Raw genomic sequence first — 24683 nt, 5'->3', positions numbered from 1 at the left:
TCCGACCGGGCCGCGGTCAGTCCGGCTCGACCGGCTCGACGTCGGTGCCGGGCGAGCCGGCCGCCACGGCGAAGGCGGCCAGGCCGATCGCGGTGATGTCCTCGGCCACCGCCCAGTACTTGTCCGGCACGTTCGTGTGCCGGTCCAGCGCGGCCCGCAGGTGGTAGCCGCCGTACGCGCCGATGCCCGCGCCCATCGTGCCCAGCGCCGCGCCGGTCACCGCCGCGAGGACGGACTTCTCCTCGGCCAGCCCGAGCACCGCGCCCGCGACCCCGCCCAGCGCCAGCCGGGCCAGCAGCGGGCCGCGCTTGAGGCGGCTGGGCGTGGTCGGCAGCTTGTCGGCGACCAGCTCCCCGGCGGCGGTGGCCAGCAGCGTCCGCTTCAGCACCGGGCTGGCCAGCACCTGCTTGCGGACCAGGGTGTTCACGTCGCGGGGACCCTTGCGCATCGCCACGGCCAGGGCGGCCAGGCCGAGCTGCGAGCGCATGCCCGTGGCCACGCCCAGCGCGAGCGGTCGTGCGGCGGAGATCGCACTCATGCGTCCAGGCTAGGCGGTCACGGCGTGCGCATACGCGGGATCGGCGACGCCAGTAGCCACAGCACCCCGCCCAGCGCCCCGACCGTCGCCAGCCACAGGGTCGGCCGCACGCCCAGGTGCGCGCCGAGGACCCCGCCGAGCACCGCCCCGAGCGGGCGGATGCCGTAGTTGAGGGTGCGCTGGGCGCCGCCGACCCGGGCGCGCAGGTCGTCGGGGACGGCACCGGCCTGCAGCGCGCCGCCCGCGGTGTCGAGGATCATGAGCCCGATGCCGGACAGGAACTCGGCCGCGAACAGCATCGCCAGCACCACCGGGCGCGGCCCGTCGGCCAGCGGGATGAGCATCAGCGGTGCCGGGAAGAGGACGTAGCCGACGACGTACATCGGGCCGACGCCGAAGCGGGCGGCCAGGCGCCCGGCCAGCGCGGCGCCCAGCAGCGCGCCGCCCGCGGCCAGGCCGAGGCCCAGCCCCAGCAGCTCCGGCGGCACGCCCAGGTCGCGGGTCACGTAGAGGATGACCAGCGCGGAGTACATGTAGTTGAACAGGTTGAGGGTGGTCGCGCCGAGCACGCAGGCGCGCAGCACCGGGATGCTGAACAGTGCCGCCAGCCCGCGGCGCAGGCCCAGGCCAGGGGTGCCCGACGGGGCGGGTTCGGCCGGCCGGACCCGGGCCAGGGTCGCGGCGGAGAACAGGTACGACACCGCGTCGAGCACCAGCGCGCCGGGGGCGGAGAGCACCTTGACCAGCACCCCGGCCACGCTCGATCCGGCCGCGAACGAGAACGCGCGGGCGCCGTTGAGCAGGGCGCTGGCGGCGACGTACTGCTCGCGGGGCACCAGCGACACGAACAGGGTGGTGCGGCACACCTCGAACAGGACGCTGAACGTGCCGACGCTGAACGCCACCGCGTACAGCACGGGCATGGTGAGCGCGTCGAGCAGGTACAGCGCGGGGGCCAGCAGCAGCACGGCGGCCCGGCCGAGGTCGGCGACGATCATGAGCCGCCGCTTGTCCGGCCGCCGGTCGGCCCACGCCCCCAGCAGCAGCGAGAACAGCAGGTTCGGCAGCAGCGCGGCGGCGGTGAGGTAGCCCATCTCGGCCGGACCGGCTCCGGCGACCAGCACCGCGAACAGCGGCACGGCCAGCTCGCTGATCTGGTCGCCGAGCAGGGACACGCTCTGCCCGGTCCAGTAGCGCCGGAACGGGGTCTGGCGCAGCAGCGGCGGCAGCCAGGAGGGGCGCTGCCGCAGTTCGGGGATGGCGAGGGTCATGGCGCGGGGTGCTCCGGGGTGTCGAGGGTCAGCACGAACTGGAGGATGTCGACCGTGCGGGCGCCTTCGGGCCGGGCCGCCGGGTCGGCCTGCCTGGCCAGGTACGGCTCGACCAGCTCGTCGAAGCGGCGCTGCAGCTCGGTGAACTCGTCGAGGGTGACGTGCAGGACGGTGTCGCCCGGTCCGGTGACCCGGCGCCAGGCGGCCGGCTCCCGGTCGCGGGTGCGCAGCCAGTCGATGGCGCGGTCGTAGTAGCGGCGGGTGACGACGGCGTCGAGGTGGTCGACGGCGGCGCGCACCTCGGGGTCGTCGCTGTCGGTGCCCCACGACGTGAACAGCGCCGTGGCGCGCCAGGGCCGCTCCCGGGCGTCGGCGCCCTCCACCCGCTCAACCAGGCCGTACTTGGCGAGCTGGCGCAGGTGGAAGGAGCAGCCGGGCACGCTCTCCCCCAGCCGCTCGGCGGCCTGGGTGGCGGTGAGCGGCCCCTCCCGGCGCAGCAGGGCGACCAGGGACATGCGCAGCGGGTGGGCGAAGGCGCGCAGTGCGACGGGGTCGGTCAGCGGAACGGAGCGGGCGTCGGACACTTCCTAAAGATAGCTTTCTAAAGAAGTCTTTACCATCTGCGTACGGCCGATGCCTCCCTCATCCGAGTGGTCGGGCCGCGTCGGCTACCCGACAGCACCGCCGGGCGTGTCGCTACTGATCAGTCAGTCAGTGGGCGCCGACGCCGCAGAACGCGATCTAGCAGCATTCTCGAAACAATCTCATCGACGCATGATTATGAAGAGATACTTCCAAAGTTTCCCCGGTTTCTATATACATAGCTCTCAGTGGCTACCGCCACACTTTTCTACGGAGTCGGGGAGGACTCGTGAAAAGATCTCTAGCGGCCGGCAGCGTCGCCCTACTCGTGGGCGGTCTGCTGTCGGTGACCGCGACGTCGGGCAACGCGGCACCGGCCGGACCCACCGGCCTCGCGGCGGCACAGGCCGCGATCACCGCGCACCCGTCCGACGTGCGCGCCGCGGCGGGTGACAAGTACAGCGTCGACCGCACCATCAGCGACGCCACCGGCACCCACGTGCGCTACACCCGCACCTACCAGGGCCTGCGCGTGTACGGCGGCGACTTCGTCGTGCACACCGGCAAGGACGGTGCGTACCAGGGCAGCTCGGTCGGCCTCGTGAACCCGCTGAGCCTGTCCACCACCGCCAAGGTGACCTCGGCCAAGGCGCAGCAGGCCGCCAAGGCGCACTTCTCCGGCACGGTCACCAAGACCGTCGGCTCGGAGCTGTTCGTCGACGCGAGCTCCGGCAAGGGCCGCCTGGCCTGGGAGACCGTGCTGCACGGCTGGGCCGCCGACAAGCAGACCCCGTCGAAGCTGCACGTCATCAGCGATGCCGTCAGCGGCGCCTACATCGGGCAGTTCGACGAGATCGAGACGGTGACCGGCACCGGTAACGGCATCTTCACCGGCACGGTCTCGATCGACACCACGCTGTCGGGCTCGACCTACTCGATGATCGACCCGGTCCGCGGCAACGGCCGCACCTGCGACATGAACAACGGCACGTCGACCTGCACCAACTTCACCGACGCCGACAACATCTGGGGCTCGGGCAACAACTCCAACCGCCAGTCGGCCGGTGTCGACGCGCACTTCGGCGCCGCCAAGACGTTCGACTACTTCCTCAACATCCACGGCCGCAACGGCATCTTCGGCAACGGCGCGGGCGTGCCGAGCCGGGTGCACTACGGCAGCAACTACGTCAACGCCTTCTGGGACGGCGCCCAGATGACCTACGGCGACGGCTCGGGCAACGCCGCGCCCCTGGTCGCGCTGGACGTCGCGGGCCACGAGATGAGCCACGGCGTGACCGAGGCGCTGGTCTCCGGCGGCCTGACCTACTCCGGTGAGTCCGGCGGCCTCAACGAGGCCACCTCGGACATCTTCGGCAACATGGTCGAGTTCTACGCCAACGCCCCGTCGGACCCGGGCGACTACCAGGTCGGCGAGAAGATCGACATCAACGGCAACGGGACCCCGCTGCGCTACATGTACAACCCGACCCTGGACGGCTCGTCGCACGGCTGCTGGTCCACCAGCACCAAGAACATCGACGTGCACTACTCGTCCGGTGTCGCCAACCACTTCTACTTCAACCTGGCCGTCGGCACCGGCGCCACCGCGTACGGCACCAGCCCGGTCTGCGGCTCGGCCCCGGCCGTGGTCGGCATCGGCAACACCAAGGCCGAGAAGATCTGGTACCGCGCGCTGGACGTGTACTTCACCTCCAACACGTCGTACGTGAACACCAGCACCCCGGCCAACACGGCCCGCGCCTACACCCTGTCGGCCGCCACCGACCTGTACGGCCTGTGCTCCGCCGAGTACAAGACCGTCCAGGCCGCCTGGACCGCCGTCAACGTGGCCGGCAGCGACGCGTCCTGCCCCGCCGGCAACGACTTCTCGCTGGCGGCGGCCCCGTCGTCGGGTTCGACCGCCCCCGGCGGCTCGGTCAGCAGCACCATCACGGCCACGCTGACCAACGGTGCGGCCCAGACCGTGACGCTGTCCGCGTCCGGCCTGCCCACCGGCGCGAGCGCGGTGTTCAGCCCGACCGCGATCAACTCCGCCGGCGGCACCTCCACGCTGACCATCGCGACCTCGGCCGGCACCACGCCCGGCACGTACGCGGTGACGGTCACCGGCACCGGCCCCGGCAGCACCCGGACCACGACCTACACCCTGACGGTCAACGGCCCGCCCGGCTGCTCGGGCACGAACTCGACGGACGTGGCGATCGTCGACCTGGCCACGGTCGAGTCGTCGATCAACATCAACGGCTGCGCGGGCAACGCCGGTGCCACCAGCACCGTCGCGGTGAACATCCTGCACACCTACATCGGCGACCTGGTGGTCGACCTGGTGGCGCCGGACGGTTCGGTCTACAACCTGCACAACCGGACCGGCAGCAGCACCGACAACATCAGCCAGACCTACACGGTCAACCTGTCGAGCGAGGTCGCCAACGGCACCTGGAAGCTGCGCGTACAGGACGCCGCGTCGGCTGACACCGGCACCATCGACACCTGGACGCTGAACCTGGTCGGCGGCGGGACCCCGTCCTGCACCGGCACCAACGGCACCGACGTGACGATCCCGGACAACACCACGGTCAACAGCACCATCGCGCTGTCGGGCTGCTCGGGCAACGCCTCGTCGACCTCCAAGGTCGAGGTGCACATCGTGCACACCTACATCGGTGACCTGGTGGTCAGCCTGATCGCGCCGGACGGCAGCGCCTACGTGCTGTCCAACCGGGCGGGCGGCTCGACCGACAACATCGACACGACCTACACGGTCAACCTGTCGACCGAGGTGAAGAACGGCACCTGGACCCTGCGGGTGCAGGACGCCGCCACGGCCGACACCGGCTACATCAACAGCTGGACGCTCACCCTCTGACCCCACGCGTCCGGCACCACCCCCAACGGAGTCCCCGGCCCGCGGTCCCCCGCACGCCGGGGACTCCCCCTTTCCCTCGAAGATCACCTATGTTGAGCGGGAGCCCGGCCGGTACAGTCCGGCCGTGGGTGTGGTGGTGGTTTGGGTGGTGGAGACCGAGCTGCCTGCCGCGGCGCTCGGCCGGTTGGAGTCCGTGCTCGACCGGGGCGAGCGGTCCCGGGCCGACGCGCTGCTGCTGCCGGCGGACCGGCGCCGCTACGTCGTCGCGCACGGGGTGCTGCGGTGCGTCGCGGCGGAGCTGACGGGCGTCCACGCGGAGCGGATCCGGTGGGTACGCGGGCCGCACGGCAAGCCCGCGCTCGCCGACGGGCCGGAGCTGAACCTCTCCTCCTCGGGTCGGCTGGCCGTGGTGGCCGTCGGCGGCGGGCGGCCGGTCGGGGTGGACGTGCAGCGGCTGTCCGAGCAGGCCGACCCGGTGCGCATGGCGGACCGGTACTACTCCCCCGAGGAGGCGGCCCACGTCGCCGAGGCGGACTCCCCGGCGCGTTACACCCGGCTGTGGGCGCGCAAGGAGGCCTGTGCGAAGGCGGCCGGGGACCGGCTCACGCCGTACCTGTCGCTGCCGGTGCTGGAGGACGTGGTGCCCGGCCGGTTCGCGCTGGCCGACGTGGCCGTGCCCGGCGGCTACCGGGCGGCGGTCGCGGTGACCGGCGACAGTCCGTTCCGGACGGTCGTGCGGCGCTGGGCCGGTGCTACGATCCCGGCCGTGGAGACAGTCGCGAGCGAGCTGGCCGCGATGCTGGCCGAGGTCACGGGCGAGCAGGCGGAGATCACGGCGGCCACCCGCCTGGAGCAGGACCTGCGCCTGGAGAGCGTCGACGCGGTCGAGCTAGGTGAGCGGATGCGCGCACGCTGGGGTGACCGGGTCGACCTGGCCGCGTACTACGCCGAGCTGGACATCGACCAGATCATCGGGCTGACCGTCGGCGACCTGGCCCGGTACGTCCACGCCCGGGTCGGGGACTGAGTCGCCGGGCGCGTACATGGCCCGTTCGGCCCTTGATCGCCACGTGGAAATATCTAGTCTTGTGGACGTGTCCGACGAGCGCCTGTATCGATCTGTAAGGCTCATCCGCCGCTTCGAGGAGTGCGCGATCGAGCTGGTCCGCGCGGGCGTGATCGGGGGCGGCATCCACCCGTGCATCGGCCAGGAGGCCGTCGCGGCGGGGGTCTGCGCGGCGCTGGCCGACGCCGACGTGGTGCTGAGCAACCACCGCAACCACGGCCACGCCCTGGCCAAGGGCTCCGATCCGCGCCGGGTGATGGCGGAGCTGACCGGCCGGGCCACCGGGATCGCCCAGGGCCGGGCCGGATCGCTGCACGTGGCCGACTACGCGGTCGGGCTGTACGGCGCGACCATCACCGTCGGGCACGGCGCCGCCATCGCCACCGGGGTGGCCTGGGCCGCCTCGCGGGCGGGCGACGGCCGGGTGGTCGCGAGCTTCGTCGGCGACGGCGCGATGAACCAGGGTGCGCTGCTGGAGTCGCTCAACCTGGCCGCGCTGTGGCGGGTGCCCCAGATCTTCGTGTGCGAGAACAACGGCTACGCCACCACGCAGGCGACGGGCACGTTCATGGCCGGGTCGGTCACCGGCCGGGCGGCCGCGTTCGACATCCCGGCCGAGCAGGTGGACGGCATGGACCCCCGGGCGGTGCACGAGGCGGCCGCGCGGGCGGTCGACCGGGCCCGCTCCGGCGGCGGCCCGACCCTGCTGGACGTGGTGACGTACCGGTTCGACGCGCACCACACCTTCGAGCACCGGGTGCGGCTGCGCTACCGCGAGGCCGACGAGATCGCCCGCTGGCGCGAGCGCGATCCGGTGGCCGTGCAGGGCGCCCGGCTCGACGCGGCGGCGCGCGAGCGCATCGACCAGGAGATCGAGGAGCTGGTGGCCGAAGCCGTGCGGTTCGCGCAGGACAGCCCCAAGCCTGATCCCGCCGGAGCGCTGGACCACCTGTACGCGACCGGGATGCGGCCGCGAGCGGGAGTGGTGAACTGATGCCGAAGCTGTCCTACCTGAAGGCGCTCAACCGGGCGCTCGGCGACGAGATGGCCCGCGACGAGTCGGTGTTCGTGCTGGGCGAGGACGTCAACCACGCGATCACCTTCGTGACGGCCGGGCTGCTGGACCGGTTCGGCCCGGACCGCATCGTCGAGACGCCGCTGTCGGAGCAGGCCGTCGCCAACGTCGCCACGGGTGCGGCGCTGGCCGGGCGGCGGCCGGTGGTCGAGTTCGCGATCCCGTTCCTCCTGCAGCTGGTGCTGGAGCAGGTGGCCAACCAGGCGCACAAGTTCTCGGTGATGAGCGGCGGGCAGGCCCGGGTGCCGGTCACCTACCTGGTGTCCAGCGCCGGGTGGCGGCCCGGATGGGGCGGGCAGCACTCCGACCAGCCGCACGGGCTGTTCGTCCACTCCGGGGTGAAGACGGTCATGCCCGCCACCCCCACCGACGCGTACGGGCTGCTGCTGACCGCGATCCGCGACGACGACCCGGTCGTGTTCATCGCCCCGCGCATCGCGCTGGACGTGCGCGAGGACGTGGACTACGAGGACCTGGTGCCGGTGCCGCTGGGGTCGGCCCGCATCCACCGGCCCGGGACCGACGTGACCGTGGTGGCGATCGGCCACCACGTGTACGACGCGCTGGCCGTGGCCGAGACGCTGGCCGGCGAGGTGTCGATCGAGGTGTTCGACCCGCGCTCGCTGTACCCGTTCGACTGGGCCGCGCTGGCGGAGTCGCTGTCGCGGACCGGCCGGCTGGTGGTCGTCGACGACGCGAACCGCTCCTGCGGGGTGGCCGCCGAGATCATGGCCACGGCCGCGGAGGAGATGCGGCTGGTCGCGCCGCCGAGACGGATCACCCGTCCCGACGGCGCGGTGGTCGGCTGCAACCCGGAGCTGGACGTGGCGCTGCAGCCGAGCCGCGAGCAGCTCGCCGCCGTGGTCCGCCAGGTGGTCCGGGCTCAGACGTCGATCTCGACGTAGAGCGTCTCGTCGTTGCGGATCATCTGGTCGAGCAGCGCGACGTCCGGCCGTGCCCCGGTGCGGAAGCCGCACACGCGGATCGCGGCCGGGTCGAACCCGGCCCGGGTCAGCGCCTCGGTCAGCTCGTCCAGGTCGTAGATCCAGCGGTGGCCGTACAGGTAGAACAGCTGGTTGAACATGAACGCGCCGCGGGCGGGCATCGGTGGCGCGACCCCGCCGAGCGCCTTGGCCATGCGGCCGCGGTGCTTGGCGAAGAAGCCGTCCCCGCGCAGGTAGCTCTCGGCGTACTTGCGCAGGTCCGGGGTGGTCAGGCGGAGCACGCCGCCCGGGGCCAGGATCCGGCGCACCTCGGCCAGCCAGCCGATCGCGGCGGTCATCGACACGTGCTCGATCAGGTGCTCGGCGTAGACCCACTCGACGCAGGAGTCCTCGAACGGCAGCGGCTCGCAGATGTCGAGTTCGGTGAACCAGCACTCGCCGTCGACACGGTACAGCTCCTGCCGCCGGGTGGTGGCGTCACCGCAGCGCAGTCCGGTGAGGTCGGTGCCCAGGCCGGTGGGGTGCAGGGTCTTCAGCGCCGCGAACTCGATGCCGGTGATGCCGAGTTCGGCGAGCCGCTCCCGGCCGAAGACCGGCCCCGAGGCCACCACCTCCAGCTTCGCCACGGCGATGCGGCCCAGCATGAACTCGTCGGTGAGCGCCTCGACCCGGGCCGGGTCCTCCCAGTCCCAGCCGGCGCTCATGCCGCCCCCAGTTCGGCCAGGTGGCGCTGGCGCATCAAGAACTTGCGCACCTTGCCGGTCGGCCCGAAGATGATCTCCTCGTCGGCCACCACGATGACCTTGCGCAGGGTGGCGGCGACGGCTTCGGGCAGCGCGGCGCGCACCCGTTCGGTGAGGTCGACCGTGTCGCCGGCACCGGTGTGCAGCTGCAGCAGCACGTCGGTGACGACCTGCCCGGCGGTGGCCACCGCGACGACGGTGGCGTCGCGGACCTCGGGGCAGGCCGCCAGCACCCGCTCCTCCGACATGGCGGTGTAGAGCCGCTGCCCGCCGCCGAGGTCGACCGCGTCGACCGCCCGGTCCACGTGGTAGTAGTAGCCGTCGGCGTCGCGGTACATGAGGTCGCCGGTGAGGTAGCGGCCGCCGCTCCACTGCCGGTACCACTCGGCGTGGTTGTTCCAGTAGCCCACCGCGATGGTCGGCGACGTCAGCCCCAGGTGGCCGACCTCGCCGACGGGCACCTGCGCGCCGGTCTCCGGGTCGAGCAGCGCCACGTCGGCGAAGATGTGCGGTTTGCCGACGCAGCGGCCGTAGCGGTCGGTGTCGGCGCGGTGGGTGATGTAGAAGGCCGAGTGCCCCATCTCGGTGGAGCCGAGGCCGTCGATGAAGCTCGACCCGGGCACCCGGGTGACGCCGGCGCGGGTGACGACCTCGCGGCTGCCGACCGCGACCAGGCGCCGGATGTGCGGTTCGTGCGCGCAGTCGCCGGTGTTGAACCACAGCGACACCGAGTCCAGCCGGTATCGGCTGAGGTCGAACCGGGCCAGCTCCGACCAGGTGACCGCGAACCCGAACACGCCGTGCGGGCGCCACCGCTCGATCGCGTCGAGCACCACCTCGCCCTGGTCCTGGCGCGACAGCCAGAGCAGCTCGGCCCGGTTGCACAGGGCCTGGTTGATGGCGCCGATCCCGGCCGCGTGCGCGGCGGGCAGCGCCGACAGCACGCGCTGGGTGCCCTGGGCGACCGGGACCGACAGCCGGATCCGGCGGGTCGCGGCGAACAGGGTGCTGTGCGAGTGCACGACCGCGGTCGGCATCCGGGTGGTGCCCGAGGAGTGGGTGACCGCGATCGGATCGTTCGGGTGGTGCCGGTACGCCGCTGGTGCCCCCGCCGGGTCGGCCAGGCCGGTCTCGGCGACGTCGCCCAGGATCGGGGCGCCGAGGTCGTGCCCGGCCAGCGCCCGCAGGTGCGCCGCGTCCAGCAGCACGCCGGTGCAGCGCAGGCGGCGCAGGTACTCGGCGGCGATGTCGGGCGGCACGTGCGGGTTCAGGAACGCGGGGGTCGCGCCGAGCCAGCTCAGGGCCAGGAAGCTGAGGAACAGGTCGGCCGAGGAGCTGACGTGCACGGCGACCAGGTCGCGGGGTCTGACGCCGCGGCGGTGCAGCCAGGCGGCCCGGGCCAGGACCCGCTCGTGCAGTCCGCCGAGGGTGAGGTCCTGCCACGCGGGACGGCCGTCGACGTCCACGTCGAAGGTCAGGCCGGGCCCGTCCAGGTCGGCCCCGTGCTCGATCAGCTTCGCCAGGACGTTGCCGGCGCCGAGGTCGGGATCGGCCACGAGCGCGGCGCGGATGTTCTTGGTAGCCAACAGCGGATTCTCCTAGGTCAGGCCTCGGCGTCGGCCGGACATTAGCAACGTGGGATCGCTCCCACAATGACTCATCGATGTATTTATTCGAACCACTCGGCTGTCGCCGCCTCGGGTAGTTTGTTGATTGTCCAGCCTAAGTTTGCTGACGTAACGTGGCCCGACGCACCAACGGACCAATGTGGATGGTCAGGAGCTTTCGCGTGAGTGCCGGACAACTGGCTGAAGACCTGAACAAAGCGGTCGAGCAGTACTACGACAGTACGATCGACCTGTACGAAGGCCTGTGGGGCGAGCACGTCCACCACGGCTACTGGGCCCCGGGTGAGAGCCCCGCCACCGACGGCCCCGACCGGCACGCCGCCTCCGACCGCACGGTCACCGAGCTGGCCGCCTTCGCCGCCGTCCCGCGCGGCGCCCGGCTGCTCGACGCCGGCTGCGGCATCGGCGGCCCGGCGCTGTACCTGGCCCGGCAGCTGGACTGCCGGGTGGAGGGCATCACGCTCAGCTCCCAGCAGGTCGTGCGCGCCACCGACCGCGCCCGCGAGGCTGGCCTGGCCGACCTGGTGAGCTTCCGGCAGCAGGACGCGGTGCGCACCGACTACCCCGACGCGAGCTTCGACGTCGTATGGGCGCTGGAGAGCCTGGAGCACATGCCCGACCGGACCGCGTTCCTAGCCGAGGCGCTGCGCGTGCTGCGCCCCGGCGGCGTGCTGGCGATCAGCACCTGGTGCGTGCGCGACGGGGAACTCGACTCCGACGCCGAACAGCTGCTGAACGAGATCTACGAACGCCAGGCCATCCCGAGCCTGCCGCCGTTCGGGTCGTACGACCGGTGGTGCCGCGAGGCGGGCTTCGCCGACGTGCGGGTCCAGGACTGGACGCCCTTCGTCCGCAACACCTGGGACCCGGAGTTCGCCGGGGTCGAGCGGCTGGACCTGCACGACCACTCGTTCCTGCGCGACCTGGCCCGCCGCAAGGGCGTCGCCGCGCTGCGCTTCTTCTACGCCATCCCGCTGATGAAGCGGGCGTACGACGAGGGCGTCATGTTCTACGCGGCCGTCGCCGCCAGAAAACCGTGAGCCGGTTCCTGTTCCACTCCCTGCCCCTGGCCGGGCACCTGTACCCGATCGCCGCGGTCGCGCAGGAGCTGACCCGCCGCGGCCACGACGTGGCCTGGGCGGGGGTGGAGACGGTGCTGCGGCCGCTGCTGGGCGAGCAGGCCCGGATCTACCCGACCGGGCTGCCGCTCTACCGCGGCGAGCTGCGCGACCGGGGCATGACGGCGACGAAGTCGCGCTGGAAGGGCTACATCGTCCCGCACACCCGCTTCACCCTGCCCGCGGTGCAGCGGGCGGTCGAGGAGTTCGCACCCGACGCCATGGCCGTGGACCAGCACGCCGTCGCCGGGGCGCTGGCCGCGCACCGGGCCGGGGTGCGCTGGGCCACCCTGGCCCCGACGTCGATGGAGATCGCCCGGCCGTACGCGGGCCTGCCGAAGGTCGAGGCGTGGATCCGGGGGCTGCTCGGGTCGCTGTGGACCGGGGCGGGGCTGCCCGGTGAACCGCCGCACGACCTGCGGTTCTCGCCGTACACGGTGATCGCCTTCAGCGGTGCGGCGCTGGCCGGCGCGGACGTGGCGCGGGAGGTGGCGCTGGTCGGGCCCGCCCTGGCCGAGCGGCCGTCCGACGCGGACTTCCCGTGGGAGTGGCTGGACCCGGACCGGCAGCGGCTGCTGGTCACAGCGGGCACGCTGGCGCTGGGCACCGCCGACGGGTTCCACGCGCGGGTGCTGGCGGCGGTGGCGCCACTGCGCGACCGGCTCCAGGTCGTCCTGCTGGCACCCGACCAGCCGGAGGCGGCGTCGGACTCGCCGGACGTGCTGGTACGCCCGCGGGTGCCGATGCTGCGGCTGATGCCGCACCTGCACGCCGTGGTGACCCACGGCGGGCTGAACACGGTCTGCGAGGCGCTGGCCCACGGCGTGCCGCTGGTGATCGCGCCGATCACCAGCGACCAGCCCATCAACGCCGACCAGGTGGTGGCCGCGGGCGCGGGGGTGCGGGTGCGCTTCGACCGCGCCACCCCGGCGCAGCTGCGCGCGGCCCTGCTGACCGTGCTCGACGACCCGGCCTGCCGGGACGCCGCCGGGCGGGTCCAGGAGTCGTTCCGCCAGGCGGGCGGCGCGGCTGCCGCCGCCGACCACCTGGCCGCGCTCGCCGGGGCGGAGTGCTGAGATGGACCTGACCGTGGCGGAGCGGATCGCGGTGCCGTTCGCGGGCGAGGGCGCGGGCGAGGGCCCGCTGACCTGGACCCAGCAGTCCATGTGGCAGCAGATGGTGTGGGCGGACAACTCGCTGTCGCTGGTCGCGGTGCGCGACCTGGCGCCCGGCGCCGACACCGCCGAGTTCGTCGCGGAGTACGGCTTCTACCTGGACCGCTACCAGGCGATGCGCACCCTGCTGCGGTTCACCGCGGACGGCACCCCGCTGCAGGTGGTGCACAGCAGCGGCACTGCGGAGATCGAGGTCTACGACACCGGCGGGCACGACCCGGCGGCGGTGGCGGCCGAACTCAAGCAGCGGTTCATCTTCGCCAAGTTCGACTACGAGCGCGAATGGCCGATCCGCATGGCGCTGGTGCGCCGCGACGGCGCGCTCACCCATGCTGTGCTGGCCATCGCGCACCACGCCGCCGACGGCGACGCAGCCCTGGCCATGTTCGAGGACCTGCGCGACCGCGACCCCGCCACCGGCCTGCCCGGCCGCCCGCCCGGACTGCCGCCGCTGGCCCAGGCCAGGCTGCAGGCCTCGCCCGCCGGGCAGCGGCAGCACGCCGCCTCGCTGCGCTACTGGGAGCAGCAGCTGCGGCTCGTGCCGCCGACCGTGTTCCCCGCGTACGCCGGCACCGCCCCGCCCCGGCAGGGCCGCTACTGGTACGTCGAGTTCACCTCACCCGCGATGGCACCGGCGCTGCGCGCCGCCGCCGCCCGGCTCGACGTGTCCACCCAGCCGGTCCTGTTCGCCGCGTTCGCCGCCGCGCTGTCGCAGGTCACCGGGGTAGCCCCGGTCGCGGTGATGATCACCGTGAACAACCGGTTCCGGCCCGGCTTCGCCAACGCGGCCGGGCACCTGATCCAGCACGGGCTGTGCGTGCTCGACCCGGGCGACCTGCCCTTCGAGGACCTGGTGCGCCGGGCCCGGGGGCGCCTGCTCGCCGCCCAGAAGTACGGCTACTACCAGCAGGACGAGGTCGACGCGCTGGTGGCGCGGATCGGGGCGGAGCGCGGCGCCGAGCTGGACGTGCGCTGCCTGTACAACGACCGCCGCGGCCCGGACGAACCCGCACCCGCCCCGACCGGCGAACCGGGCCCGGCGGCGGAGTCGACCCTGGTCTGGCAGCACGTCGACGACCTGCACCACCACCTGATCTTCCACGCCAACGCCTCGGCCGCGGCGCTGACCGTGCAGGTGCAGGTCGACACGGCCTGCCTGAACCGCGCCGACGTCACGGCGCTGCTGGAACGGATGGAACAGCTCGTGCTCGCCGCGGCCCGCCCGGTCGACGCCGCGCGCGGACAGTGAGGTCACAGCGAATGGAGTCGCAGCGGATGGACATCAAGGTGGCCGAGCACGTCGTCGTGCCGTTCAGCGGCGACAGCGGCGGCAACGGCGAGCTGAGCTGGGGTCAGCAGTCGGTGTGGAAGGGCATGGTCGACTCGGGGGTGTCGCTGACCATGACCGCCGTCCGGGAACTGGCGCCCGGCGCCCAGATCGCGCAGTTCACCGCCGAGTACGGCTTCTACCTCAGCCGGTACGAGACGATGCGGACCCTGCTGCGCTTCGACGCCGACGGCCGGGCGACCCAGCTGGTGCCGACCTCGGGCACCGCCGTGATCGAGGTCTACGACGCCGACGGCGCCGATCCGGCGCGGGTCGCGGCGGAGGTCGGCGAGCGGTACACCGCGGTGAACTTCGACTACGAGCGCGAGTGGCCGATGCGGTGGGCGCTGGTGCGCCACCAGGGCGCGCTCACCCATGCCGTGGTGGCACTGGCGCACCACGTCGCCGACCCCACCAGCGCGCTGGCGATGTTCGAGGACCTGCGCGACCGCGACCCGGTGACCGGCGAACCGCCCCGGCCGCCGGGCATCCAGCCGCTGGAGCAGGCGCGGCTGCAGCAGACGCCGTCGGGGCGGCGGCAGAACGAGGCCGCGCTGCGCTACTGGGAGCAGCAGCTGCGGGCGATCCCGCCGACGATGTTCCCGGCCGCGGTGTTCCGCCACCACACCGACCGCTACCCGGGGCGCTTCTGGCAGGCGGAGTACACCTCCCCCGGCCTGCACCTGGCCCTGCGGGCCGTGGCCGCGCGACTGGGCACCAACACCGGCGCCGTGCTGTACGCCGCGTTCGCCCGCGCTCTGTCCGCGACGACCGGCGTCGGCCAGGTGGCCACCACGATCACGGTCAACAACCGGTTCCGTCCGGGCCTGGGCAACGCGGCCGGGCCGATGGCGCAGCTGGGGCTGTGCACGATCGAGGTGGGCGCCGACTTCGCGGAGCTGGTCCGCTCGGCCCGCCGGCGCCTGCTCACCGCGCAGAAGCACGCCTACTACTCGCCGTTCGAGGGCGACGAGGTGGTGGCCGCCGTCGCCGCCGACCGGGGCACCTCCATCGACCTGCGCTGCATGTTCAACGACCGCCGGGGCGACGAGGGCCCGATCGCCGACGTGCCGACCCGGGCCGGGATCAGCGATGCGCTGGCCGACACCCGGACCGTCTGGAAGGAGGTCGAGGGCCTGCACCAGATGTTCATGATCCACGTCAATCCGCATCCGACCGCCGTGGACGCGCTCATCCAGGTCGACACCAACTACCTGCCGCGGGCCGACGCGGTACGGCTGCTGGAGCTGATGGAGTCGACGGTGCTCGACGCGGCCCTCGACCCGGTGGTGCCGTGACCGCGCTGCTGGCGGTGGCCGCGTACCTGCCCGAGCGCCGCATCCCGATCGACGACCTGGCCGACGAGCTGGGCCTGGAGCCGATGCAGGTCAAGGTGTTCAAGCGGTACCACGGCCTGGCCGAGATCCGCGGCGACGACGGCACCCTGCTCGACCTGCTGCTGGCCGCCGCCGCCCGGCTGGAACCGCTGCGCGGCCGCGAACACCTCGTCCGGTACGTGATCTACGCCCGCGCCATCCCCGTCGGCGCGCCGTTCCCGCACAATCCGCTGCACGAGCTGTGCCGCCGACTGGGCCTGGACCGGGCGCTCGCCTTCACCGTCACCCAGCAGGCCTGCGCGTCCGGGCTGCAGGCCCTCGACATCGCGGGGCGGCTGCTCGCCGCCGACCCCGACCCGGACGCGCTGGCACTGGTCGTCGCGGGTGAGAAGACGTTCACCCGCGAGTCGCGGCTGCTGCCGGAGACGTCACTGTTCGGCGAGGGCAGCGCCGCCTGCCTGGTCGCCAGCGGCGGCCCGCGCGACCGGCTGCTCGCCTTCGCCAGCAGCACCCGCGGCGAGTTCGACGGCGAGCACGCGGAGGTGGCGCTGGACTTCCAGCGGCAGTACCCGGCCATCCTCGGGCAGGTGATCCTGGCCGCGGTCGAGCGGGCCGGGCTGCCCCTCGACGACGTGGCGCTGCTGCTGCCGCACAACGTCAACCTCATCTCGTGGCAGAAGGTGTGCCGCCGGATCGGCCTGCCGACCGGCCGGGTGGTGCTGGACAACATCGCCCGCTACGGGCACGTGTTCTGCGCCGACGCCTTCATCAACTACGAGACCGCCCGCGACCGGCTGCGCCCCAGTGACCGGTACGTCATCGCCGCCGCCGGCGCGGGCCGCGGCGCGACCTTCTCGGCGATGGTTTTCCAACACTGACACGGAGATCGACATGAGCACCCAGATCGACAGCGAGCTGCGCCGACGGGTCGTCGGCAGCATCTGCGCCCTGCTGCCGCAGGTCCTGCGGCACGAACTGCCCGGCGTCTCGGAGCAGACCGGCCTGATGGAACTGGACCTGACCTCGGCGTCGACCCTCGAACTGCTGCTGGCCGTCGAGGACGAACTCGAGATCCAGATCGACGTGGAGGAGTTCGACGAGGTGCACCTGCAGACGGTGGCGACCCTCGCGGACTACGTGGCCGGGCATGCGGTCGGCTGAGGCACGGGCGGTCCGGCGGGCGCGGGGAGCTGCCTGTGTTCACCGATAGCGCACCCAGCCGGCCCAGCCCGCCCGTGGACCTCTGCGTCACCCGGATGGCGCGGCGGACCTTCGACACGCCTGCGCTGCTGCCGCCCGAGCACGGCGACGCCCTGGACGCGTTCGTCGACGACCTGGTCCGCCCGTACGGCCTGGCGCCGGGCGGACGACCGGCGGGCCACAGCTACGGGGAGATGGCCGCCGAGGTCGTCGGCCTGGCGGTACGGCCGGACGAGCCGGTGGACCTGCTGGTGCTGGCGTTCGCGGTACCGGACCTGCGGCCGGGCCGGGCCACGGCGACGTACCTCAGCCATGTCTGTCCGGGCGGGCCGCAGGCGTTCGCGGTCTGCGACCAAGGCAGTGCGGCCGCGTTCACCGCCCTGCGGCTGGCCCGGGAGCACCTGCGCACCGAGGCGTGCGCGCGGGTACTGGTGCTGGTGGCGGAGCAGTCCGGACTCCCGTACCCCACGGCGGCGCCGGGGCTGGTGCCGCAGCGGCACGCGGCCGTGGGGCTGCTGTGCGAGCGGACCGGGCCGACCCGGCTGCGCGACCTCGGCCAGCATCCGGGCACCGACGCCGGGCAGGCGGCGAAGCTGCTGCTGGCGGCGGTCGAGGCCGCGGGCGGCGGGGCCTCGGTGGTGCTGGGGTCAGGGCTGGCCGACGCGGCCGACGCGGTGCCGCAGCAGCGGCTGCGCGTGGCACCGTCCGGGCAGCCGCTGACCGGCGTGTGGTGGGCGCTGGCGGGGCAGCAGGTCGGCCACGAGGTCCTCGTGGCCGACTACGATCCGCTGCTGGGCTACCTGTCCCTGGCGACCTTCGACGCCGGCGTCAGCTGACGTTGCGGGAGTACAGGCGGGTCGACAGGATCACGGTGATGACGGCGAGCACGGTCACCACGGCCGTGCCCTGCCACACCACCGGGTCGCTCAGGCTGCCCCAGAACAGGGCCCGGACGCTGTTGGTCGCCCAGGAGAACGGGTTCAGCAGCGCCAGCTTCTGGATCCACACCGGCGCGATCGCCAGCGGCAGCAGCACCCCGGCCAGCAGCGCAATCGGCTGGCCGATGGTGTTGAGCAGGGACCCGAGCGCGCCCTCGTTCTTGATGGTCAGCGCGATGTCGTACGAGATCGCCGTGGCCATCAGGCCGATGACGGTCAGCAGCACGTACGCGAAGAGCAGGTTGGGCAGCGGCACGGTCAGCCCGAACGGGAACGACATGACCGTGATCAGCGCGCACTGGACCAGCATCGAGGCGACGTCGCGGGCGGCCCGGCCCAGCAGCAGCGCCGACCGGCTGACCGGGGTGACCCGGGCGCGTTCGAGGATGCCCATGCGCACCTCGGCCAGCAGCCCGAACCCGGCGAACAGGCCGGTGTAGAAGCACATCACCACGAGCAGGCCGGGCACGTAGATGTTGTAGACGTCCTTCATGCTCGCGGCGCCCATCGGCACCAGCGCCTTCTGCAGGAACGGGGTGAACAGGAACAGGTAGGTCACCGGCTGGGCGATGGCGAAGAACAGCCACATCGGCGTACGCCACATCAGCAGGATCTGGCGCTGGAACAGCAGCCAGGTGTCGCGCAGCAGTTTCACTCGGGGTCTCCTCAGGACTCGCGCAGCGAGCGGCCGGTCTTGGTCAGGAACACGTCGTCGAGGCTGGGCCGGTGCAGCGCGATGGTCGACAGCGCCACGCCGCCGTCGGTCAGCTCGCGCATGACCTGCGGGATGGCGGTCTCACCGGCGTCGACGTAGAGGCGCAGCGCGTCCTCGCCCTCGGTCTCGAGCTTGAGCACGTACGGCTTGTCCTTGAGCAGGGTCTCGGCCTGCGCGGTGGGCCCGCCGAGGCCGACGACGACCACGTTTCCGCTGATCTGCTGCTTGAGCTGGTCGGGGGTGCCCTCGGCGACGATCCGGCCGTGGTCGATGATCGCGATCCGGTCGCAGAGCGAGTCGGCCTCGTCGAGGTAGTGCGTGGTGAGGAAGACGGTCATGCCCTCGGCGCGCAGGCGGCGCACCTCCTCCCACATGTGGGCGCGGCTCTGCGGGTCCAGGCCCGCGGTCGGCTCGTCCAGGAACAGCACCTTCGGGCGGTGGACCACGCCGAGCGCGATGTCGAGGCGGCGGCGCTGGCCGCCGGAGTAGGTCTTGCACCAGCGGTCGCCGTACTCGTCGAGCTGGAACGCGGCCAGGGCCTCGGCGGCGCGCTGCTGGGCCTCGGCCTTGGCCAGGCCGTGCATGCGGCCCTGCAGGACCAGCTCCTCGCGGGCGGTGACCTCGTCCCAGGTGCCGCCGCCCTGGGCCACGTAGCCGATGTGGCGGCGCACTCCGGCGGGGTCGGCCAGCAGGTCGACGCCCGCGATGCGGGCCTGGCCGCTGTCGGGGGCGAGCAGGGTGGCGAGCATGCGCAGGGTGGTGGTCTTGCCGGCGCCGTTCGGGCCGAGGAAGCCGAAGATCTCCCCTTCGGCGACGGACAGGTCCACTCCGTTGACCGCGTCGACGGTCGTGGTGCCGTTGCGGCGCTTGCTGCGATACGACTTGCGCAGCTCTTTTATCTCGATCATGTGTGCTCCCGTCGCTGCCGGTGACTGCGCGGAGGTCAGCGTAGGCAAGCGTGGGAGCGTGCGCAATGAGCGATCTAGATATTGAAACAGATGGCCTTACTTAGTTTGGACGTTCGACCGAAAAACTGGCCGAACGTCATGGTAGCGCTCCCACCGTCCAAGGTGTACGGTCACTGTCCGGATAGCGACGATCCTCAATCTGAACCAAGCTTTCTGTTCGTCTGCGCTGGTCAAGGGGGACCGGGGCGGCGTGCGGCCCGTCGCGCCGCGGTCATGTCATACGAGCGAGGAGCAGCCCCATGACCAACGAGATCCGCCAGTTCGTCCTCGACTCGCTGTCCGAGATGAAGTACGACGTCACGGGCATCGACGACGACACCACCCTCGGGCCGGCCGGAGCGGACCTCGAGTCTCTTGCCCTCGCCGAGCTGACCGTGCGGGTCGAGGAGCGCTACGGCGTGCGCTTCGACGACGACGAGGCCGAAGCCCTGGCCACCTCGACCGTCGGCGAGCTGTGCGCGGCCGTCGCCGCCCGCCTGGAGACCGCCACCGCCTGACCGGTCGGCGGATGGACGCCCTTCCCGGACGGAGCCCCCGGCGTGCCCCTCACGGCCGGGGGCTCCTCACGACCGCGCCCCGACCTCACTGATCTCCACCAGCACCTGCACGCGTGACGACGCCGACTAGTCTGTGGCGAATGAACCCCGCCATGATCGACTACACCCCCTTGCGCACGACCCCCGCGACCTCGGACCAGGCCGCCGTGCTCGAGGCCGCACGCCGCGGCGACCTCGGCCAGGAGACCGCCCGGTACCTCGCCAGAGCCGGGGCACGCAGCTCCGCGCTGGGCTGCCTCGTGGGCGGCGTCCTGGCCGCGATCACCACCATCGCCATGGTCGCGCAGGGCGATTCCGAAAGCGTGGTCGTGGGCGGGGTCTTCCTCGCCGGGGCGGTGCTCGTGGGGCTGGCGGTCAAGGCCCTCGTCGCGGCGGGCGAGCGGCGCAACCGCGAGCGGCTGGTCCGCCTGGTCGCGTTCGCCAGGGCCAACGGTCTCCCGGTCGAGCCGGAGGCGGAGGTCCGGCTGCTGCCGGGCTGCATCTTCGCGTCGAGCCTGAACGTACGCACGATGCACCGGGTGCAGTGGCAGGCCGGCGGCCTGTCCTTCGAGGCGGCCACCCATTCCCGCTGGCAGGAGGGCAAACAGGGGACCCTGCTGGTCCGCTTTCTCGCCGTGCGGCTGGACGTCCGGCCTCCCCGGCTGACCTTCCACCCCGGCCGGGGCGGCGGTGTGCGGCCCGCCGCCATCCTCGGCACCGACGCCTTCGAGGGCGAGAAGTTCGACCTGATCGCCCGTACCCACGACCACGCCGGTGCCCGCGTGTTCCTCACCGACGAGCTGCGCACGCTGCTCACCGAGCATGACCGGCCGGTCAGCGCCGAGGTCGTCGACGGCTGGTTCTTCGCCTACTTCCGCCACCACGACGAGCTCGACGAGCAGGGGTGGCGGCAGGCCTTCGCGGTCGCGGAGGCGGTGGTACGCGCCCGCGACGCGTTCCTGGCCTGGCAGGGATCCCGCCTGCCCAGCGCCTGAGCACCCCGGCGTGCCATCCTGTCCGGATGCCCGACCAAGACCGGATGACGCTGCGCCGCGCAGCCACCGCCGACCTGTCCCCCGGCGAGCTCGCCGAACTGCGCCACCTGCTCGACCACGCCTACCCCGACGGGTTCGACGACCACGACTGGCAGCACGCCCTCGGCGGCACCCACGTCCTCGGCCGCCTCGGCGGCGACCTCGTCGCCCACGCGGCGGTCCGGCCGCGCACCCTGTGGCTGGACGGCACCCCCCGGCACACCGGCTACGTCGAGGCGGTCGCGGTGGTCGCGCCGCTGCGCGGGCAGGGCCTGGGCACCGCGCTGATGGCCGAGGTCGCTGACGTCATCGCCGCGGACTACGAGCTGGGCGGCCTCTGCGCCTCCGCGAAGGCGATCCCGCTGTACCGGCGCCTGGGCTGGCGCGAGTGGCCCGGCCCCAGCCACGTGCGCACCGACCACGGCCCGGTCCCCACCCCCGAGGAGGACGGCGCCGTGTTCGTGCTGCTGCCGACCGGGCTGGACGCGGTCCCGGGCACCGGCCTGGGCTGCGACTGGCGCACCGGCGACGTGTGGTGACCCGGTGATCGGCGCGTACCTGGTGGACCGGCGGCCCCTGCGGATACCGGCGTTCCGGCGGCTGTGGACCGGCTCGGCCGTGTCGGCCGTCGGCGGCTCGTTCAGCCTGGTCGCCGTACCGACGCAGCTGTTCACGCTGACCGGCTCGTCGGCGACGGTCGGGATCTCGGCGACGGTGTCGCTGTGCGTGCTGGTCGCCTCGGCGCTGTGGTCCGGTGCCCTGGCCGACGCGATGGACCGCCGCGTCCTGCTGCTGGCCGGCAACGCCGCGCTCGGACTGGCCTACCTCGGGCTGTGGCTGAACACCGCGCTCGGCCTGGACTCGGTGCCGCTGCTGCTGGCGCTGGTCGCCGTGCAGGGGCTCGGCTACGGCGTCACCATGACCACGATGGGCGCCGCCGTGCCCCGGGTGGTGCCGCCGGAGCAGCTGGTGGCGGCCAACAGCCTCAGCTCCCTGACCCGCTACGCCGGGGCGGTGCTGGGTCCGCTGCTGGCCGGGGTCCTCATCCCGGTGCTCGGCCTGGGCACGCTGTACCTGCTGGACACCGTGGCCCTGCTGGTCGTGCTGTGGGCGGTCACCGGGCTGCCGCCGCTGCCGCCGACCGGGGCGCCCGCCACCGGCGGCACCCTGCGGCGGCTCGGGGACGGGTTCGCCTACCTGTCCCGGCAGCGGGTGCTGGTCGCGGTGCTGGCCGTCGACCTGGCCGCGATGGTGTTCGCGATGCCGGTCGCGCTCTACCCCGAGCTGGCCGAGCGCTCCTTCGGCGGCCCGCCGGGCGGCGGCACGCAACTGGGCCTGCTGTACGCGGCGTACCCCGCCGGCGTCTTCGCCGCCGGGCTGCTGTCGGGGGCCTACAGCCGCCAGACCCGCCACGGCGCCCTGATGGCGAGCGCCGCCATGGCCTGGGGCTGCTGCGTCGTCGCGCTGGCCCTCGCCCCGGACCTGCGGTTCGCGCTGGTCGCGCTGCTGTGCGGAGGTGCGGTGAACTTCGCGCTGAGCACGTTCCGCAACGCGATCTCGCAGGCGTACACGCGGGACGAGATGCGGGGACGCATCCAGGGGTCGCTGACGGTGGTGCTGATCGGCGGGCCGCAGTTGGCCAACCTGCTGCACGGGTTCGCCGGGGCGGCGGTCGGGACCCGGTGGACCATCGGCGTGGGCGGTGCGCTGACGGTGGTCGCGGTCGCGGCGCTGGTGCGGGCGGTGCCGCGGCTGTGGCGGTACGACGCGGCCGGCTGAACCGCCGGGCCGGGGCGACATCCGGCGGTCGTACCGGCGAAGATGGTCGCATGACGACGCCTGCCGACCCGCTGGTCGCCCGGATGCGCCCCTTCGGCACGACGATCTTCGCGACGATGTCCGCGCTCGCGGTCCAGACCGGCGCGGTCAACCTCGGCCAGGGCTTCCCCGACACCGACGGCCCCGCCGAGATGCTGGACGCGGCGCAGGCGGCGCTGCGCGGCGGGCTCAACCAGTACCCGCCGGGCCCCGGCATGCCGGTGCTGCGCCAGGCCGTCAGCGCGCACCAGCGCCGCTTCTGGGGGCTGGAGTACGACCCCGACGGCGAGGTCGTGATCACCGCGGGGGTCACCGAGGCGATCGCGGCGGCGATCCTCGGGCTGTGCGAGCCCGGCGACGAGGTGGTGTGCTTCGAGCCGTACTACGACTCGTACGCGGCGAGCATCGCCCTGGCGCAGGCGGTGCGCCGGCCGGTGACGCTGCGGCCCGGGGCCGACGGCCGGTTCCGCTTCGACCCCGACGAGCTGCGCGCCGCCTTCGGGCCGCGTACCAGGCTGCTGCTGCTCAACTCGCCGCACAACCCGACCGGCAAGGTGTTCGACGCCGAGGAGCTGCGGCTGCTGGCCGACCTGTGCCGCGAGCACGACGTGTACGCGGTCACCGACGAGGTGTACGAGCACCTGGTCTTCGACGACGCGGCCGGGCCGCACACCCCGCTGGCGAGCCTGCCCGGCATGCGCGAGCGCACCCTGCGCATCTCGTCGGCGGGCAAGACGTTCTCCTGCACCGGCTGGAAGGTCGGCTGGGCCAGCGGCCCGGCCCCGCTGGTCTCCGCGGTGCTGCGGGTCAAGCAGTTCCTGACCTTCGTCAACGCGGGCCCGTTCCAGCCCGCCGTCGCGGTGGCGCTGGGTCTGGGCGACGACTACTTCACCGGCTTCACCAGCAGCCTGCAGTCGCGCCGCGACCAGCTGCGCGCCGGGCTGGCCGAGGCCGGGTTCACGGTGCTGCGCGCGGAGGGCACGTACTTCGTCAACGTCGACATCACCTCCGTCGGCGGCACCGACGGCGTCGAGTTCTGCCTGGCCATGCCCCAGCGGTACGGCGTCGTGGCGGTGCCGTCGCAGGTGTTCTACGACGACGTCGACGCGGGCCGGCACCTGGTCCGGTTCGCGTTCTGCAAACGGGCCGAGGTCATCGACGAGGCCATCATCCGGCTGCGGAAGGGCTGATCGGCGTGCTCACCACCGACCGGCTGCTGCTGCGGCGCTGGCTGCCCGCCGACCGCGCGCCGTTCGCGGCGCTGAACGCCGACCCCGAGGTCATGGCGCATTTCCCGGCGCTGATGAGCCGCGCGGACAGCGATGGTCTGATCGACCGGATCGAGGCCGGGTTCGACGAGCGCGGCTTCGGGCTGTGGGCGGTGGAGGTCGCCGCGACCGGGCAGTTCATCGGGTTCACCGGCCTGTCGGTGCCCCGGTTCGAGGCGCCGTTCCTGCCGGGCGTGGAGATCGGGTGGCGGCTGGCCCGCCCGTTCTGGGGCCACGGGTACGCCACCGAGGCCGCCCGCCGCGCGCTGGCATTCGCCTTCGACGAGGTCCGGCTGGACGAGGTCCTGTCCTTCACCGCCACGACGAACCTCCGGTCGCAGGCGGTGATGGCCCGGATCGGGATGACCTGCGATCCGGCCGACGGCTTCGACCACCCTTCGGTGCCCGAGGGCAGCCCCCTGCGCCGCCACGTCCTGTGGCGCGTCACCGCCGACCGGTGGCACGCGCTGACCGGCGCGCACTGACCGCAGGTGTCGGTTTGGCGCGCAACGGGT

General features: G+C 72.8%; 24 protein-coding genes. 17 read left to right on the top strand and 7 right to left on the bottom strand.

All coding sequences use genetic code 11. The features are described from left to right. Nucleotides 1-16: 16 nt before the first annotated feature. Genes QEZ54_RS21660 through QEZ54_RS21650 form a run of 3 tightly spaced genes read right to left on the bottom strand, consistent with a single transcriptional unit; the run spans nt 17 to nt 2393 of the window. The gene (locus tag QEZ54_RS21660; RefSeq protein ID WP_281306511.1) at nt 17-538 is read right to left on the bottom strand and encodes a DUF4126 family protein; all 522 of its coding nucleotides are present in this window, start codon (nt 536-538) and stop codon (nt 17-19) included. Nucleotides 539-555: 17 nt separating this feature from the next. Beyond that, a complete protein-coding gene (locus QEZ54_RS21655; protein ID WP_281306510.1) occupies nt 556-1809 on the bottom strand; it encodes an MFS transporter in 1254 nt (417 codons plus the stop codon). Further along, nucleotides 1806-2393 (bottom strand): helix-turn-helix domain-containing protein, encoded by a 588-nt coding sequence (locus QEZ54_RS21650; protein WP_281306509.1) that lies wholly within the window; start codon nt 2391-2393, stop codon nt 1806-1808. The genes QEZ54_RS21655 and QEZ54_RS21650 overlap by 4 nt, the downstream gene beginning before the upstream one ends. A gap of 287 nt (nt 2394-2680) precedes the next feature. Here QEZ54_RS21650 and QEZ54_RS21645 point away from each other — a divergent pair, with 287 nt between their 5' ends. From QEZ54_RS21645 to QEZ54_RS21630, 4 genes are all read left to right on the top strand, one after another. After that, the gene (locus tag QEZ54_RS21645; protein ID WP_281306508.1) at nt 2681-5278 is read left to right on the top strand and encodes a M4 family metallopeptidase; all 2598 of its coding nucleotides are present in this window, start codon (nt 2681-2683) and stop codon (nt 5276-5278) included. A 124-nt stretch (nt 5279-5402) separates the two neighbouring features. Then, a complete protein-coding gene (locus QEZ54_RS21640) occupies nt 5403-6305 on the top strand; it encodes a 4'-phosphopantetheinyl transferase superfamily protein (protein ID WP_281306507.1) in 903 nt (300 codons plus the stop codon). Between the two features lie 67 nt (nt 6306-6372). Next, the gene (locus QEZ54_RS21635) at nt 6373-7338 is read left to right on the top strand and encodes a thiamine pyrophosphate-dependent dehydrogenase E1 component subunit alpha (protein WP_281306506.1); all 966 of its coding nucleotides are present in this window, start codon (nt 6373-6375) and stop codon (nt 7336-7338) included. Continuing rightward, nucleotides 7338-8324: a transketolase C-terminal domain-containing protein gene (locus QEZ54_RS21630; protein WP_281306505.1), complete on the top strand. Its 987-nt coding sequence runs from the start codon at nt 7338-7340 to the stop codon at nt 8322-8324. Before QEZ54_RS21635 ends, QEZ54_RS21630 begins: the two co-directional genes overlap by 1 nt. Here QEZ54_RS21630 and QEZ54_RS21625 read toward each other — a convergent pair. Both QEZ54_RS21625 and QEZ54_RS21620 read right to left on the bottom strand, forming a co-directional pair. After that, entirely contained in the window at nt 8303-9067 is a 765-nt protein-coding gene (locus QEZ54_RS21625; RefSeq protein ID WP_281306504.1) for a methyltransferase domain-containing protein, read from the bottom strand. The two genes, QEZ54_RS21630 and QEZ54_RS21625, sit on opposite strands and share 22 nt — an antisense overlap. Beyond that, nucleotides 9064-10692 carry a class I adenylate-forming enzyme family protein gene (locus QEZ54_RS21620; RefSeq protein ID WP_281306503.1) on the bottom strand — a complete coding sequence of 543 codons (1629 nt, stop codon included), beginning with the start codon at nt 10690-10692 and terminating at the stop codon, nt 9064-9066. Before QEZ54_RS21620 ends, QEZ54_RS21625 begins: the two co-directional genes overlap by 4 nt. A gap of 203 nt (nt 10693-10895) precedes the next feature. On the opposite strand from QEZ54_RS21620, the gene QEZ54_RS21615 reads away from it, so the two are divergent. From QEZ54_RS21615 to QEZ54_RS21585, 7 genes are read left to right on the top strand one after another with little or no spacing between them, the layout of a single operon-like run. Continuing rightward, a complete protein-coding gene (locus tag QEZ54_RS21615) occupies nt 10896-11774 on the top strand; it encodes a methyltransferase domain-containing protein (RefSeq protein ID WP_281306502.1) in 879 nt (292 codons plus the stop codon). Next, entirely contained in the window at nt 11771-12928 is a 1158-nt protein-coding gene (locus tag QEZ54_RS21610; RefSeq protein WP_281306501.1) for a nucleotide disphospho-sugar-binding domain-containing protein, read from the top strand. Before QEZ54_RS21615 ends, QEZ54_RS21610 begins: the two co-directional genes overlap by 4 nt. Nucleotide 12929: 1 nt before the next feature. Next, nucleotides 12930-14276 (top strand): condensation domain-containing protein, encoded by a 1347-nt coding sequence (locus QEZ54_RS21605; RefSeq protein WP_281306500.1) that lies wholly within the window; start codon nt 12930-12932, stop codon nt 14274-14276. Nucleotides 14277-14287: 11 nt separating this feature from the next. Beyond that, nucleotides 14288-15652, top strand: coding sequence for a condensation domain-containing protein (locus QEZ54_RS21600; RefSeq protein ID WP_281306499.1), 1365 nt, complete (start codon nt 14288-14290; stop codon nt 15650-15652). Further along, nucleotides 15649-16569, top strand: a complete 921-nt coding sequence (locus tag QEZ54_RS21595; protein ID WP_281306498.1) for a 3-oxoacyl-[acyl-carrier-protein] synthase III C-terminal domain-containing protein — start codon at nt 15649-15651, stop codon at nt 16567-16569. Before QEZ54_RS21600 ends, QEZ54_RS21595 begins: the two co-directional genes overlap by 4 nt. A 13-nt stretch (nt 16570-16582) precedes the next feature. Further along, nucleotides 16583-16852, top strand: a complete 270-nt coding sequence (locus QEZ54_RS21590; RefSeq protein ID WP_281306497.1) for an acyl carrier protein — start codon at nt 16583-16585, stop codon at nt 16850-16852. Nucleotides 16853-16887: 35 nt separating this feature from the next. Next, entirely contained in the window at nt 16888-17727 is an 840-nt protein-coding gene (locus tag QEZ54_RS21585; RefSeq protein WP_281306496.1) for a 2-hydroxy-acid oxidase, read from the top strand. On the opposite strand, the gene QEZ54_RS21580 is transcribed toward QEZ54_RS21585, so the two are convergent. Next, on the bottom strand, nt 17720-18484 hold the full coding sequence (locus QEZ54_RS21580) for an ABC transporter permease (protein WP_281306495.1): 765 nt from the start codon (nt 18482-18484) through the stop codon (nt 17720-17722). The genes QEZ54_RS21585 and QEZ54_RS21580 overlap by 8 nt on opposite strands. Nucleotides 18485-18495: 11 nt before the next feature. Continuing rightward, entirely contained in the window at nt 18496-19452 is a 957-nt protein-coding gene (locus QEZ54_RS21575; protein WP_281306494.1) for an ATP-binding cassette domain-containing protein, read from the bottom strand. Nucleotides 19453-19751: 299 nt separating this feature from the next. On the opposite strand from QEZ54_RS21575, the gene QEZ54_RS21570 reads away from it, so the two are divergent. From QEZ54_RS21570 to QEZ54_RS21545, 6 genes are all read left to right on the top strand, one after another. Beyond that, on the top strand, nt 19752-20009 hold the full coding sequence (locus QEZ54_RS21570; RefSeq protein ID WP_281306493.1) for an acyl carrier protein: 258 nt from the start codon (nt 19752-19754) through the stop codon (nt 20007-20009). 140 nt (nt 20010-20149) lie between these two features. Further along, the gene (locus tag QEZ54_RS21565) at nt 20150-21043 is read left to right on the top strand and encodes a hypothetical protein (protein WP_281306492.1); all 894 of its coding nucleotides are present in this window, start codon (nt 20150-20152) and stop codon (nt 21041-21043) included. A 26-nt stretch (nt 21044-21069) separates the two neighbouring features. After that, nucleotides 21070-21621, top strand: a complete 552-nt coding sequence (locus QEZ54_RS21560) for a GNAT family N-acetyltransferase (protein ID WP_281306491.1) — start codon at nt 21070-21072, stop codon at nt 21619-21621. A gap of 4 nt (nt 21622-21625) precedes the next feature. Beyond that, nucleotides 21626-22861, top strand: coding sequence for an MFS transporter (locus tag QEZ54_RS21555; protein WP_281306490.1), 1236 nt, complete (start codon nt 21626-21628; stop codon nt 22859-22861). A 50-nt stretch (nt 22862-22911) separates the two neighbouring features. Beyond that, the gene (locus tag QEZ54_RS21550) at nt 22912-24090 is read left to right on the top strand and encodes a pyridoxal phosphate-dependent aminotransferase (protein ID WP_281306489.1); all 1179 of its coding nucleotides are present in this window, start codon (nt 22912-22914) and stop codon (nt 24088-24090) included. Between the two features lie 5 nt (nt 24091-24095). Beyond that, nucleotides 24096-24653 (top strand): GNAT family N-acetyltransferase, encoded by a 558-nt coding sequence (locus tag QEZ54_RS21545; RefSeq protein WP_348650559.1) that lies wholly within the window; start codon nt 24096-24098, stop codon nt 24651-24653. Nucleotides 24654-24683 lie beyond the last annotated feature (30 nt).

Origin of the sequence: Catellatospora sp. KI3 (assembly GCF_029948125.1) — a bacterium.
Taxonomy (GTDB): Bacteria; Actinomycetota; Actinomycetes; order Mycobacteriales; family Micromonosporaceae; genus Catellatospora.
This window is presented reverse-complemented; position numbering and strand designations above follow the sequence as displayed.